This window comes from Herbidospora sp. RD11066 (genome assembly GCF_054661255.1).
This window is the reverse complement of record NZ_BAAGDO010000002.1, coordinates 190,564-204,290: the sequence shown is the minus strand read 5'-3', so window position 1 is coordinate 204,290 and position 13,727 is coordinate 190,564. Positions and strand designations below refer to the sequence as shown.

The 13,727-nt window shown below is 69.5% G+C and carries 13 protein-coding genes; 3 read left to right on the top strand and 10 right to left on the bottom strand.

The window, feature by feature from the left end:
• Positions 1–30: 30 nt before the first annotated feature.
• Both ACYQ78_RS07340 and ACYQ78_RS07335 read right to left on the bottom strand, forming a co-directional pair.
• Positions 31–1,254 (bottom strand): NAD(P)/FAD-dependent oxidoreductase, encoded by a 1,224-nt coding sequence (locus ACYQ78_RS07340; RefSeq protein WP_459799960.1) that lies wholly within the window; start codon positions 1,252–1,254, stop codon positions 31–33.
• Positions 1,251–1,574: a 2Fe-2S iron-sulfur cluster-binding protein gene (locus ACYQ78_RS07335; protein ID WP_459799959.1), complete on the bottom strand. Its 324-nt coding sequence runs from the start codon at positions 1,572–1,574 to the stop codon at positions 1,251–1,253. The genes ACYQ78_RS07340 and ACYQ78_RS07335 overlap by 4 nt, the downstream gene beginning before the upstream one ends.
• 108 nt (positions 1,575–1,682) lie before the next feature.
• On the opposite strand from ACYQ78_RS07335, the gene ACYQ78_RS07330 reads away from it, so the two are divergent.
• A complete protein-coding gene (locus tag ACYQ78_RS07330; RefSeq protein WP_459799958.1) occupies positions 1,683–2,672 on the top strand; it encodes a cupin domain-containing protein in 990 nt (329 codons plus the stop codon).
• Positions 2,673–2,712: 40 nt separating this feature from the next.
• On the opposite strand, the gene ACYQ78_RS07325 is transcribed toward ACYQ78_RS07330, so the two are convergent.
• From ACYQ78_RS07325 to ACYQ78_RS07300, 6 genes are all read right to left on the bottom strand, one after another.
• Complete coding sequence (locus ACYQ78_RS07325; protein WP_459799957.1) at positions 2,713–3,921, bottom strand: MFS transporter; 1,209 nt, start codon at positions 3,919–3,921, stop codon at positions 2,713–2,715.
• Positions 3,914–5,035: an ABC transporter ATP-binding protein gene (locus ACYQ78_RS07320; protein WP_459799956.1), complete on the bottom strand. Its 1,122-nt coding sequence runs from the start codon at positions 5,033–5,035 to the stop codon at positions 3,914–3,916. Before ACYQ78_RS07320 ends, ACYQ78_RS07325 begins: the two co-directional genes overlap by 8 nt.
• An 11-nt stretch (positions 5,036–5,046) precedes the next feature.
• On the bottom strand, positions 5,047–6,735 hold the full coding sequence (locus tag ACYQ78_RS07315) for an ABC transporter permease (RefSeq protein ID WP_459799955.1): 1,689 nt from the start codon (positions 6,733–6,735) through the stop codon (positions 5,047–5,049).
• An 82-nt stretch (positions 6,736–6,817) separates the two neighbouring features.
• On the bottom strand, positions 6,818–7,960 hold the full coding sequence (locus ACYQ78_RS07310) for an ABC transporter substrate-binding protein (protein ID WP_459799954.1): 1,143 nt from the start codon (positions 7,958–7,960) through the stop codon (positions 6,818–6,820).
• A gap of 50 nt (positions 7,961–8,010) precedes the next feature.
• Positions 8,011–8,592, bottom strand: a complete 582-nt coding sequence (locus ACYQ78_RS07305; RefSeq protein ID WP_459799953.1) for a cupin domain-containing protein — start codon at positions 8,590–8,592, stop codon at positions 8,011–8,013.
• A 77-nt stretch (positions 8,593–8,669) separates the two neighbouring features.
• On the bottom strand, positions 8,670–9,614 hold the full coding sequence (locus tag ACYQ78_RS07300) for an NAD(P)-dependent oxidoreductase (RefSeq protein WP_459799952.1): 945 nt from the start codon (positions 9,612–9,614) through the stop codon (positions 8,670–8,672).
• Positions 9,615–9,656: 42 nt separating this feature from the next.
• On the opposite strand from ACYQ78_RS07300, the gene ACYQ78_RS07295 reads away from it, so the two are divergent.
• Positions 9,657–10,895, top strand: coding sequence for an MFS transporter (locus ACYQ78_RS07295; protein WP_459799951.1), 1,239 nt, complete (start codon positions 9,657–9,659; stop codon positions 10,893–10,895).
• Positions 10,896–10,904: 9 nt separating this feature from the next.
• Positions 10,905–11,726, top strand: coding sequence for a FadR/GntR family transcriptional regulator (locus ACYQ78_RS07290; protein ID WP_459799950.1), 822 nt, complete (start codon positions 10,905–10,907; stop codon positions 11,724–11,726).
• Here ACYQ78_RS07290 and ACYQ78_RS07285 read toward each other — a convergent pair.
• Positions 11,723–12,199 carry a hypothetical protein gene (locus tag ACYQ78_RS07285; RefSeq protein ID WP_459799949.1) on the bottom strand — a complete coding sequence of 159 codons (477 nt, stop codon included), beginning with the start codon at positions 12,197–12,199 and terminating at the stop codon, positions 11,723–11,725. The two genes, ACYQ78_RS07290 and ACYQ78_RS07285, sit on opposite strands and share 4 nt — an antisense overlap.
• Before the next feature lie 84 nt (positions 12,200–12,283).
• On the bottom strand, positions 12,284–13,696 hold the full coding sequence (locus tag ACYQ78_RS07280; RefSeq protein WP_459799948.1) for a WS/DGAT/MGAT family O-acyltransferase: 1,413 nt from the start codon (positions 13,694–13,696) through the stop codon (positions 12,284–12,286).
• Positions 13,697–13,727 lie beyond the last annotated feature (31 nt).

Genomic DNA, 13,727 nt, shown 5'->3' with positions numbered 1-13,727 from the left:
ACGGTCGCGGACCCTCCTGATACGGCCCGGTCACCGTGCTGACACGGCGAGCAGCTCCTTCAGCGGCACGTCAGCGCGGGCGGCGAGATCCGCCGGAAGCGGGATGCGCCCGGTCAGCGCCCTGCGCACCACCAGGTAGTCGGCGGCGCGGTTGACCGCGTTGACGGCCTGGAGTTCGCCGTCGCGGTAGTAGAGCGCCGAGAACGACTCCCCGTCGGGATCACCCCGCACGACGACCTGGTCGTGGCCGTCGGCGACGCCCGCGATCTGGAGCTTGAGGTCGTACTGGTCGGACCAGAACCACGGCACGTCGGCGGCGGGCGACGGGGCGCCCGCGAGCGTCGCGGCGGCCGCCCGGCCCTGGGCGATGGCGTTGGGCATCGACTCGATGCGGATGCGGCCCGCGCCGGTCAGCGGGTTCGGCTGGACGGTGCAGTCTCCGGCGGCGACCACCTCGGGGTCGCTGGTGCGGGCGCGGGCGTCGACGACGATCCCGCCGTCGACCAGCAGACCCAGCTCCGAGGCGAGTTCGGTGCGCGGCACCACCCCGACGCCCGCGACGACGAGATCGGCGGGCAGCCGGGTGCCGTCGGCCAGTCTCACCCCGGTGACGTGGGAGTCTCCTTCGATCAGGGCGAGCCGAGCGTCCAGCACCACGGAAACGCCCCGCCGGGTGTGGGCCCGCAGGTAGAACGCCGAGATCACCGGGTCGACCGCGCGGCCCATCAGACGGGGCGCGGCCTCCAGCACGGTCACCTCGCAGCCCCGCGACCGGGCCGCCGCCGCGATCTCCAGGCCGATGAAGCCGCCGCCGACGACCACGACGCGACGGGCCGAGGCGAGGTGGCCGCGCAGCGCCTCGGCGTCGTCGCGGTCGCGCAGGTAGCGGACGCCGTCGAGGCCGGCGCCGGGGACGGTCAGCCGCCGGGGCCGGGCGCCGACGGTCAGCGCGAGGCGGTCGAACGCGAGGAGGTGGCCACGGTCGGTGCGGGCGACGCCCCGATCGGCGAAGCCGGTGATCCGCTCTCCGGTCAGCAGGTCGATGCGGCGGCTCGCGTAGAAGGCCGGGTCGCGCAGGTCGAGGGCGGCGGTGGCGTCTTTCAGGTAGGCCTTGGACAGCGGAGGCCGCTGGTAGGGCGGGTGGAGCTCGGCCCCGGCGAGGGTGATCGGCCCGTCGTAGCCCAGGTCGCGCAGGGAGACCGCGACCTGGACGCCCGCCTGGCTGGCGCCGACGACCAGCACCCCGGCGGTCACGGCTGCTCCTCGGGGGTCGTCACGACCAGGCCGTCGAGGGCGTCGGTGAGGCTGATCTGGCAGGCCAGGCGGCTCGTCTCGCGGCGGTCCGAGACGCCCAGGTCGAGCAGGTCGTCCTCCATGTCGTTCGGGGGGCCCACCAGCCCGGCGAAGTCGGCGTCCACGTAGACATGGCAGGTGGCGCAGGAGGCGTTGCCGCCGCACTCGCCGATGATGCCGGGGACGCCGGTGCGGACGGCGGCCGCCATGACCGACTCTCCGGCACGGGCGTCCGCGGTGCGCTGGGTTCCGTCGACCGCGATGAAGGTGACCGTAGGCACTCTGACCGTCCTCTCAATGGTCTAACCATAATACCTTCTGAGAGGTTGTGATAGCTAGTGGAATGGTTATACCATTCGACCAGTGAGAGACGAGGAACGGAGAAGACATTGGGTAAGAGCGGACGTGTCTTCGTACGCGGCCTGACGTCGCAGACCTACGGGCTGAACGAGTTCAGGAACCGCCAGTTGACGTGGAACCGGGTCCGCGACGACAGCGTCGTGGTCGACGACGCGAAGGTGGGCCATTCCGGCGACAGCGAGAAGAGCCGCACCTGGTGGCGCATCGGACCCGGCGACGAGGAATTCCTCACCCAGACGATCCAGGTCCACTTCGTGGAGCTGCCGCCCGAGTCGTCCAACCACGGGCACGGCCACCAGAACGAGGCCGCCTTCTACATCCTGGAGGGCGCCGGCTACGAGATCCACGACGACCAGCGCTACGACTGGGCCAAGGACGACCTCGTCTACGTGCACACCGACTCGGTGCACCGCCACTTCAACCCCTACCTGGAGCGCGCGGTCGCGCTGGTCGTGAAGGCCAAGAGCACCTGGATGTTCATGGGCCTCATCCAGCAGGGCCGGTCGGCGCCGATCGACCGCCCGGCGGAGTTCGGCGAACGGGAGGACTGGTCGCGCATCTGGACCCCGGGTGTGCTGGAGCGCAAGAAGGTCATCAGCCCCGCCGACACCGAGTGGGAGGACACCGAGCTCGGCCGCGTCCGCGTGATGGCCTCCCCGGCCCACACCGACGGGCGCATCTTCAGCATCGACGCCTTCGAGCTCGACATCCCCGCAGGTGGGCGCAGCGGGAAGTACTGGAAGATGGCCGACGAGGTCTACTACGTCCTCGACGGCGGCGGCTACGCCCTCCAGTGGGAGGTCGAGGCCGAGATCGCGGAGAAGTACTACGCGCGCGTCGCCCTGGAGCCGAAGCGCTACGAGATCACCCGCGGCGACACCCTCTACGTCCCGCAGAACCACATCTGCCAGATCTTCGCCGCCGACGGCACTCCTCTGCGCCTGTTCAACGCGCAGAACCGGGTCTTCAAGCACCTCGGCTACGACAACGTCCACTACTTCGAGCCCGCCTCCTCCTGAGACACCGCCGAAGGGCGGGTGCGCATCGCACCCGCCCTTTTCAGTTCCGGTACGACCTCACGACACCGTCCCGCGCCCAGAACACGGCGGAGACGACCACGGGACCCAGCGCCCCCACGGTGAGCGCCGCGACCGGCCCGACCACCCCGGCGAACGCGCCCATGAGCGTGTCGCCGACGGCCGGGCCGCCCCGCGAGGACATCTGGTAGAACGCGGTGACCCGTCCCCGCAGCTCGTCGGGGGTGTCGAGCTGCACGGCGGCATGGCGGATCGTGGTGGCCATGGCGTCGCAGGCCCCGGCCAGCCCGGCCGCACCGACCGCCAAGACGAAAAGGGGCGCGTGTGCCAGCAGGAGCACCGCGACTCCGTACAGAGCGGTGGCCGTGAGCAGCACCGCGCCCTGGCGCGTGCTCTTCTTGATGGTCCGGAACACGACATAGCCCGCCAGCAGCGCCCCCGCGGAGGGGGCGGCGGCGAGCACGCCGTAGGCCCCGGCCCCCACCCCGAGCACGTCGAGGGCGAAGGCCGGCAGCAGCACCCGGTAGGCGCCGAAGACGGTCGCGGCCAGGTCGAGCAGCATGAGCCTGACGACGAGCGGCCGATCCCGGACATATCGTGCGCCTTCGGCGATGGACCTCAGGATCGACGGAGGTTCGCCCTCCGGCTTGGTGGAGGGGATCCGCAGCAGCCCGAGCCCCACGACGAGCACGGCGTAGGTGGCGGCGTCGACGGCGTACACGAGACCCGGTCCCGACAGCCCGATCAGCGCGCCCGCCAGCAGCGGACCGGCCAGCACCGCCAGTTCCCTGGACGGATTGAGCAGCGCGATCGCCTGCCCGATCTGTTCACGGGGCACGAGCGCGGGGATCAGCGCCTGGCGGGCGGGCTGGTCGAACGTCGCCGCCGCCGTGGTGAACACCACGGCGGCCAGCACGTGCCACGCCTCCACCCGCCCGGTCAGGGTCACCCAGGCCAGCGCGGCGGCCACCACCAGCGCGACGCCCTGCGCGATCGCCAGCAGCCTCCGCCGGTCCATCCGGTCGGCCAGCGCCCCGCCTAGCGGGCTGAGCACGACCAGCGCGACCGCCTGCGCCGCCCCGACCAGCCCCGTCTGCGCGATCGAGCCGGTGAGGGCGTACACGTGGAAGAGGTTGGCGGCGACGGCGGCGCGGGTGCCGATCTGGGAGAAGACGACACCCGCCCAGTAGAGCCCGAAGTCCCGGTTGCGCAGGACCGCGCGTTCAGTCAACCGGCACCAGCGACAGCTTGCCCGGGTCGAGCCGGACGACGACGTCGGTGCCGGGCGGGATCGACACCGAGGGGTTGCCGCGCGCCCGGATCTCCGTCGAGCCGACGCGCACCACGTGGTCGACGGCCTCGCCGAGGTAGGCGCGGGTCACCACCTGGCCGCGCCACTCGTTGACGCCGGAGCCCGGCTCGCCGGAGACCTCGACGGCCTCGGGGCGGATCGAGACGATCACGTCGCCACCGGCGGGGACACCGGCCGCCGAGTCGAGCACCAGCGGGCCCTCCTTGGTGACCACGCTGTAGCGGTCGCCCGTGCGGGCGGTCACCTTGGCCGGGATGAAGTTCGAGGTGCCGATGAACTCGGCGACGAACCGGCTGTTGGGCTTCTGGTAGATCTCGCGCGGCTTGCCGAGCTGCACGATGTTGCCCTTGCGCATCACCGCGATGGCCGAGCTGAGCACGAGCGCCTCGGTCTGGTCGTGGGTGACGTAGACGGAGGTGATGCCCAGTTCGCGCTGGAGCCTCTTGAGCTCGTACCGGAGCGACTCCCGCAGTTTGGCGTCGAGGTTGGACAGCGGCTCGTCGAGGAGCAGCAAGGGCGGCTCGATGACGAGCGCGCGGGCCAGCGCGAGGCGCTGCTGCTGGCCGCCGGACAGCTTGGTGGCCTGGCGTCCGGCGTACTCGCCGAGTTCCATCGTGGCGAGCACCCGCTCGACTCGCTGCGCGATCTCCTTCTTGCCGGGACGCTGCCCGCGTTTGCGCACCTGGAGCGGGAAGGCGACGTTGTCGAAGACCGTCATGTGGGGCCAGATGGCGTACGACTGGAAGACCATGCCGAGGCCGCGCTCGTTGGCGGCCACGTTGAGGGTCTTGGCGCCCTGCGTCTTGAACAGCGCCCGGCCGCCGACCTCGATGGTGCCCGAGTCGGGCCGCTCCAGCCCGGCGATCGAGCGCAGCGTGGTCGTCTTGCCGCAGCCCGAGGGCCCGAGCAGGGTGAACATCTGCCCTTCGGTGACGGTGAAGCTGACGTTGTTGACGGCGAAGACCCGGTCGGACTTCTCGGATTTACGGCGTTCGCCGTCGAAGGATTTGACGAGATTGTCGACGCGAAGCATCGCGACCCCTCCTAGTTATTTTGCAGGCCGACCTTGGCGCCGAGTTTGTAGGCGATCGCGACGAGCACGACCAGGGTGAGCACCATCACCACGCCGAGCGCGGCGAGCACGGTGAACTGGCCGTTCTCGTACTGCTGGAAGATGAGGATCGACAGGACCTCACTGCCGGGGCTGTAGAGCAGGATCGAGCTCGACAGCTCTCTGAACGACACCACCAGGATGTAGATCCACCCCGCCAGCAGCCCGGGGGCGAGCAGCGGCAGCAGCACCCGCCGGAACGTCTGCCACCAGCTCGCCCCGCTGACCTGCGCCGACTCCTCCAGCTCCGAGGCGATCTGCTGCATCGAGGTGAGCGAGTAGCGCATGCCGTAGGGCATGTAGCGGGTGACGTACGCGATGAGCAGGATGAAGATCGTGCCGTAGATCGGGATCGGGCTGCGCAGGTAGACGAACGACAGCGCGAGACCCAGCACCAGCCCGGGGATGACCATCGGCACGAACGACACCTGGTCGACCAGCTGCCGCCCGGGGATCTTCGACCGGATCACGATCCAGGCGGCGATGGCCATCATGGCCATCACGATCGTCGCGCTGCCGAGCCCGAGGATCAGCGAGTTGCGCAGCGCCCGCCCCGCCGTCCTCCCCATGTCGAGCAGCGCGGCGTAGTTGTCGAACGACATCGACTGGAACGCCGCCAGTGAGGGCGCCTGGTAGAACTTCAGGAACGAGGTGTAGAGCAGCACGACCAGCGGCGCCACGACGGTGACCAGGAAGTACGCCACGATCACCACGCCCATCACGGGCCGCCACTTACCCAGTTCGATCGGGCGGGGCCGGAAGCCCTTGCCGGTCACGGTCTGGAAGTTCTTGCTCGCCCGTCCGGCGAAGTTCGACACCGCGACCCCGATGACGGCGATCACGAGCAGGCCGATGGCCAGCGCCCCGGCCGCCGCCAGGTCGGGCGGATAGGTGCGCAGCACGAAGTAGATCTTGCTGGTGAAGACGTAGATGCCGTTCTGCAGGCCGAGCAGCGCGGGGACCTCGAAGCTCTCCAGGCTGCGTACCGTCATGACCAGCACGGCCGCGACGATGGCCGGCCGGGTCAGCGGCACCGTGATCCGGCGGAACACCTGCATCCGGGTCGCCCCGGACATCAGCGCCGACTCCTCCAGCGACGGGTCGATGGACCGGAACGCGGCCACCATCATCAGGAAGACGATGGGCGACATGTGCAGCCCCTCGACCCAGATCATCCCGCCGATGGTGAAGACGTCCACGGCCCCGGGCCCGAAGACCGGTTCGAGCATCGTGTTGATCAGCCCGATGTCGGGGCTGGCCAGGAAGATCCACGAGATCGTGTAGAGGATGCCCGGGATGATCAGCGGAATGATCGAGGCGGCGAAGAACAGCGCCTTGAACGGCACGTCGGTCCGCACGTTCAGATACGCCAGCCCGGTGCCCACCACGAGCGACAGCACCGCGGACCCGAAGGCGAACCAGAGCGAGTTGCTGACGAGGCTCCCGATCCGGGCGTCCCCATACGCGTTGGCGAACCCCTGGAGGGTGAAGCCGTTCGCGTCGAAGAAGGTGCCCCAGACCAGGTAGTACAGCGGGACGAGGGCCAGATAGCCGATCACGCCCACGACCGCCACGATGACGATCAGTTTTGGGGACGGCCACCAGCGACGGTGTGGCGTCACTGGCGCCGACCGGTTGGCGGACATAACGGGTGATGTCGTCGACATGACCCCATCTCTCCTTGCGACGGGCGGGTGCGAACGGTCACTTCACTTCTTGGCCCGCGCTGACGACCTGCTCGTAGAGGTCGTCCCACTTCTTGGGGTTGTCGAGCAGGTCCTGCTCCGGCACGGTCACCACGGTGAATCCGGCGAACGGGTCGGTGGGGCCGGCGATGGCGCCCATCCGGAACGACTCCGCCAGCGCCTTCTGGCCCTCGGTGAGCTCGTAGTCGGCGAACAGCATCGCGGCGGCCGGGTTGGTGGCCGTCTTCATGAGCGCCATGCCGTTGGGCCGGATGACGATCGGCTGCACCGGCGTGCCCGATCCGTTGTGCCAGGCCACCGGCGCGCCGTCATTGGCGGCCTTGTCGATGGTGTGGCTGTACGACGACGCGGTGATCCCGAACTGGCCGGCCGACAGCAGCTCGCCCTGGGTGGTGTGACCCTTGGCGATCTTCGAGTTGGCGGCGACCTTCGTGAACAGGTCCTTCACCTCGGCGTCGGTCTTGCCCTGGCTCAGGAGGTAGGTGTAGAGACCGGCGAACCAGTCGACGTCGCCGACCTCCATCGACACCTGGCCCTTCCACTTCGGGTCGGCCAGGTCGGCGAAGGCCGCGGGCTCCTGGCCCGGCGTGACCTTGTCGGTGTTCCAGCCCACCACGAAGGCGTTGAACCGGGTCGCGGTCCAGTTGTCGCCCTGGCCCTCCTTGCGGACCGAGTCACGCAGGGTGCCGAGGTAGGGGTAGAAGAACCCCTCCTTGTTCATGATGTTGAGCTCGCCGCCGTTGGTCTCGACGAAGTCGGTGCCGAAGTAGTTGGCCTCCTGCTCCTGGAGGACGCGCTGGAGCACCGACTCGGAGTTGCCCCGGTAGACGGAGACCTCGATGTCGTAGGTGTCCTCGAACCCGGAGATCACGTCGTCGATGTCGGTGTTGGAGGTGTAGATGGAGAGCTTGCCCTCCGCGAGGGCCAGTTCTTCCAGCTTCTTCTTGCGCTCCTCGCCCGTCAGGCCGTTGAGCTGGTCGTACACCGCCTGGGCCTTGGCGGAGACCTCGGTCTTCGCGCTGGTGTCGCCGCCCTGCGCGCCGGGGGTGGTGCCGGTCGCGGTCGGGGACGCGCCGCAGGCCGTGAGGAGGAGGGCGGCCGCGAGGGTGGCGGCCGTCGTGATGATCGAGGGGTGTCGCATGTGCAGCTCCTGCGGTGCGTGGTTCCGGTTCCCCCGAGGTGTGCGGCGTCTCAGCCGCGGGTGCGGCCACCGTGGACGGTGCCGTCGTCGATCGCCGCGCGCAGGAGTTCGAACCCCTGCTCTTTGGTGAGCTGAACCGAGTGGCGCTCGATGTTGTGCAGCCGCATCGTCCGCAGCAGGCCGGTGTCCTGGATCGCGAGGTAGCGCGAGGAGTCGTCCTGCTCCAGGTTGAAGTGCTGGTGCCAGGCCCAGCGCGGCGGGGCGAAGAGGGTGCCCTCGGACCACTCGACCACTTCGACGGGGTCGTCGTCGTAGTTGATGAGCGAGTAGCCGTTGCCCTTGACGATGTAGAGGTAGGCCTCCGTGGTGTGGCGGTGGCGTACCGACTGGCCGCCCGGCTTGAGCTCGGACAGGTGCGCGTTGAGCACCTCGTAGTCGCCCAGGTCGAAGTAGTGGCCCCGGTTGTTGCGCCACGGCCGTTCCGGCAGGTCCATGGTGCGGAGGTCGTGCGGGACGACGAGACCCTTGATCTGGGGGTGCTTCCTGTTGAACTCGTCGCGCGCCGCGATCTCCGAGGAGTCCCGGTTCTTCTTCTCGCTGGCCAGGACGCCCTTTAGATACTCATCTCGCACTTTTATTCCTCCTGAACGCCGTGTGTGGTCGAGTACACTCCTCATAGGGCTAAAGGTCTAACCTTTGGTCCGGGATGTTACTCAAGTGTTACGGGGCGGTTCAGGGGCCCGTTCGCGAGCAGCCGCGCGACGTCGGCCGGGCCGATTCCGGCCATCACCCGCCGCGCCGTCTCCGCGACCGGGATCTCCATGCCGACCTCGGCCGCGAGCCTCGCCGCATTGGCCAGGTCCTTCGCATGCCAGGTCAGCCGCATGTATTCGAGTTCCCGAAGGGTACGCGACGCGACGGGCCCGTCCAGCAGAGCGCGACGCAGAACCTCGACATCGACCCCGGCGCGGCGGGCCAGCTCCAGCGCCTCGGTGACGGCACAGATCTGCGCCCAGTGGACGAGGTTGTTCGCCGTCTTCCCCACCTGCCCCGCCCCGAGCGGCCCGAGATGGTGCACGGCGGCGGTCCAGGGAGCCAGCAACGGCCGGACTCTCTCCAGCACCTCGACATCTCCGCCGACGAGCAGATTGATCGCCCCCGCCTCGGCACCCCGTACTCCCCCGGTGAGCGCCGCATCGAGCACGTCCACCCCGGGCGGCGCGGCTTGGGCGACGTGAACACACGTCTCCGGCCGAACCGAAGAACAGAGCAGAACCACCGGGCCCGACTCGGCACCGCGCCGTCGAAGCGCGGCCTGATCACGAGCGGCGTGCGCCGGGGTGGCCTGGTCGGGGGCGACTATGTTCTCGCCGGTTGGCGCACTCATGCCCCTTTCGATGCCGGCCAGGACGCCTCTTTCTCCGAGGCAGACGTTGAGCACGTCCTGATCCGTGGGGACGAAGACGGCCACGACCGCCGCGCCTCGGGCGGCGTCGGCGGGGCTGTCCGCCGGGCGGGCGCCGAGGGCTGCCGCCTCACGAACGGCTGCCGGGTCGAGGTCGTGTACGGCCACCCGCACCCCGGCGGCCAGCAGGTGGCGGGTGATCGGCAGGCCCATGGCTCCGAGGCCGATCACCGCGACTATTGATTCCATAACGGGTGAATGTAATACCATTAGCCCAATTTGGGAGGTGTGGTGCCGCGACGATGGGATATCGGGGCCGCGTTGCGGCGGGCCTTCCGGTCGCTGTCCATCCCGAACTACCGCCTCTACTTCGCCGGGCACGCCGTCAGCGTCGCCGGGACCTGGATGCAGCGCGTCGCCCAGGACTGGCTGGTGCTCAGCCTGTCGGGATCGGCCGTCGACCTGGGCATCTCCTCCTCGCTCCAGTTCCTGCCGACCCTCTTCTTCGGCCTGTGGGGCGGCGTCATCGCCGACCGGTTCGACCGCCGCCGCCTGCTGATGGTCACCCAACTGGTGAGCGCCCTGCTCGCGGCGGGGCTGGCGGTGATCGTCCTGACCGGGGTCGTGCGGCTCTGGATGGTGTACGCGTTCGCGCTGGGCCTGGGCCTGGTCACCGTCCTGGACACCCCCGCCCGGCACGCCTTCGTCACCGACCTCGTCGGCCCGGACGACTACATCAACGCCCAGTCGCTCAACTCGACCGTCCACAACACCGGCCGCCTGGTCGGCCCGGCCCTGGCGGGCATCCTCATCGCCGCCGTCGACGTCGGCGTCGCGTTCGCCGTGAACGCCGTATCGTTCGCGGCGGTCCTGTACGGCCTGGCCCGCATGAACCCCGCCACGCTCCACCGCAACCCGCAGGTCACCAGGCTCCGGGGGCAGGCCAGAGAAGGCATCAGGTACGTCCGCAAACGTCCAGAGCTGCTGGCCTGCCTGTTCCTGGTGGCGGTGATCGCCCTGCTGGGCCAGAACTTCCGCGTGGTCTTCCCGCTGCTGGCCCGCGACACCTTCGGCGGCGGCCCCGAACTCTACGGCTGGCTGACCTCGGCCCTCGGCGTGGGCGCGATCATCGGCGCGCTGGCCAGCGCCACCCGCAGGTCGGTGAGCGCCTGGTCGCTGCTGCGCTGGTCATGGGTGTTCGCGGCGGTCAGCGCGGCCGCCGCCCTCACCCCGTGGCTCCCGGCGGCGCTGCTCGTCGTCGTCGCCCTCGGCGTCGCCAACATCATGTTCAACACGCTGGCCCGCACCCTTCTCCAGGTCGGCGCCGAACCCGCGATGCAGGGCCGCGTCATCGCCCTGCACAGCCTCGTCTTCCTGGGCAGCACCCCGATCGGCGGCCCGATCACGGGTTTCGTCTGCGAACGGTGGGGCCCGGAGGCCGGCCTCTGGCTCGGCGCCGTCTCGGCCGCAGGGGCGGCGCTCGCCGTGACCCCGATGCTGCGCCGCACCCGACCTGAAGTGGGCAAATAGACTATTGGTATGACCACAGGCCGGTGGCGCCGTACACTATTCACCGGCTGGCGTAGTCGCCCCACAACAGGAGAGGACGGCCTGATGGTCGCCGACAAGAAGTCCCGAACCGCCCCCGCGGAGTCGGGACCCGACTTGTTCGCCCCGGTGAGCCTCGCGCGCATCTCCCAGGCCATCGTCGACCAGATCCGCCTCCTGATGCGCGAGGGCAAGCTCAAGCCGGGCGACCGCCTCCCCAGCGAACGCGAACTGTGCGCCCGCTTCGGCGTCAGCCGCGTCACCGTCCGCGAGGCGCTCCGCGTCCTGGAAGCGGGTGGGCTGGTCGACATCCGCGTGGGCGCCCACGGTGGCGCCTTCGTCACCACCCCGACCAACACCCGCCTCGGCGAGGGCCTGGCCGACCTGATCACGCTGAGCCCGCTCACCTCGTCCGAGATCACCGAGGCCCGCATGGTCTTCGAGCTGGGCATCGTCCCGATGGTCGTCGAACGCGCGACGCCTGAGGACATCGCGGCGCTCAAGGAGATCTGCGCCAAGCAGCGCGCGGCCCTCGAAGACGACCACTACACGATGACCCTGTCGGCCGAGTTCCACACGAGGGTCGCCGCCTGCACCCACAACGCCGCCATCGAGATGCTGGTCCAGAGCTTCCACGGCCCGCTGCTGAAATCACTCCAGGAGGCGCAGTCGCTCGCGCCGCTGATGGGCCACCGGGGCGCGGGGGAACACGAGGACTTCGTCGCGGCGATCGAGGCGAAGGACGCGGCCAGGGCGAGCGCCATCATGCGCGAACACCTCCAGCGCACCGCCGACCGCGTGGCCAAGGGCTAGCCCGCGAAGAGCCCCCACACGAACACCGCCACGGCGACGACCGGGTAGATGAAGATGTAGATCACCAGCAGCACGGCGCCGAGGCCGAAGAAGAAGTCTCCCGATCCGACCATCTCCAGCAGGGCACCGATGCCGAACAGGCCGAGGATGATGACCCACGGGATGATGTGCCGGAGCAGGTGGCTCCACGACCAGAACGACTCGCGCTCGTCCGGCGCGGCCGCCGATGGAGTGCCGCTCGGCTTCGGGGCCGCCGTCGGCGTGGCAGGGGCCCGGGTCGTCGTCTCGGGCACGACCGGGGGGCGTGGCGAGGAGATGCCCGGGGGCGTGGTGACACTCCCCGTGGAGACCTCCTTGTCGTGCTGAAGCGCCAGCACGGCGACGAAGAGACTGGCGATGCCGGTGAGCATGGCGATGATGCCGGCGATCTCGGAGATGGTGGTTCGTAACGAGCGTCCGGTTCCGTCGGTCATGTCGCCTCGCTGGAGTGGAGACCCGGGGCCACTCGGAGCCTAAGCTCGCCGCGCTCGCACGGCGACGGGGTTATCCCGATGTCTTCACAGTTCCGCCAGGGCGTCTCTCATGTAGTCGATGAAGTCCCAGACGTCCGGGACCATGTCGCGGTCGACGACGATGCCGACGTCCAGGAAGCCGTCGTACGAGAAGACCGTGATGTTGAGGCCGCCGCTCACGTCGGTGATCACCGACAGCGGGTAATGGGCGACGATCTTGGAGCCCAGGATGTAGAGCGGGAGCTGCGGGCCCGGCACGTTCGAGACCATCAGGTTCATCGCCGACACCGTCCCGGACGCCAGCCGGAAAGCCGCCCGGTCGGCCAGCCCACTCAGCGCTGCGGGCATCGCCTGGCTGAAGTCGAGGAGCCAGCGGGCAGGCGCCACAGAGAAGCGTTCCTTGACCGTCGCCATGTTGGCGCTGATCATGCTCAGGCGGGTCTGCGGGTCGGAGACGTTCGTGGGGAGCGTCGTGGTCGCCAGGAGGACCTGGTTGCCCAGGTCGGGGCGCATGTTCGACGAGAACGGGATGCCCACCACCAGGGGCTCCACCGGGAGTTCGTCGCGCTGGGACAGCCAGCGGCGCAGGGCCGTGGCGGCCACGGCCATGACGACGTCGTTCACGGTCACGCCGTGTTCGTTCTTGACCTTCTTGACCTCGTCCAGGGGCAGTCGGCCGAAGGCGAAGCGGCGGTGGCCGGAGATCGGGCCGGAGAACGGGGTCGCGGGGACGGTCAGTCTCGGCAGGTCGGGCAGGACCGAGCCGGTGTCGCCGGGCCAGCCGGCGCCGCGGATGAAACGCGAGAGCATGCCGGTGCCGGGGATCTGCGACACCACGGGGATCTCGTCGAGCCTGGGGATCGCGCCGGCCACGAATCTCAGCAGCGCCTGGGGGCTGTCGAGGAAGCGTTCGACGCCGCGGCCGAGCATGATCGCGGGTTCGGGGGCCCTGACCGGGAGGTCCTCCGGGGGTGCGACCTCGCGGGGTTCCGGGGCGAGGTCCATCAGGGTGGCGAGGACCTCGGCGCCGGCGATGCCGTCGATCGCCGCGTGGTGGACCTTGGTGTAGATGGCCGAGCGGCCGCCCTCCAGGCCGTGGACCAGGTACATCTCCCAGAGCGGGCGGTGGCGGTCGAGTCTGCGGGCGTGCAGTCGCGCGACCTGTTCGGCGAGCTGGTGGTCGTCGCCGGGGGCCGGGAGGGCCAGTTCCCGCACGTGGTAGTCGAAGTCGACGTCCTTCGACTCATCCCAATAGGGGTGGTCGAGGCCGAAGGGGACACGGACCAGGCGACGCTTCAGCGGCGGGGCCAGGTGGAGGCGCGAGCGGAGCAGGTCGATGATCCCGGCACGGGTGACCGACGCGTCCTCCAGCACCGCCAGGCTGGCGATGTGCGCCACGTTCGTGGCGGTTTCGAAGTTCAAGAACTGTGCGTCGAGCGCGCTGAGTTGCCGTCCCATGCTGGGATCATTGCCCATCTCGACCCGGGGC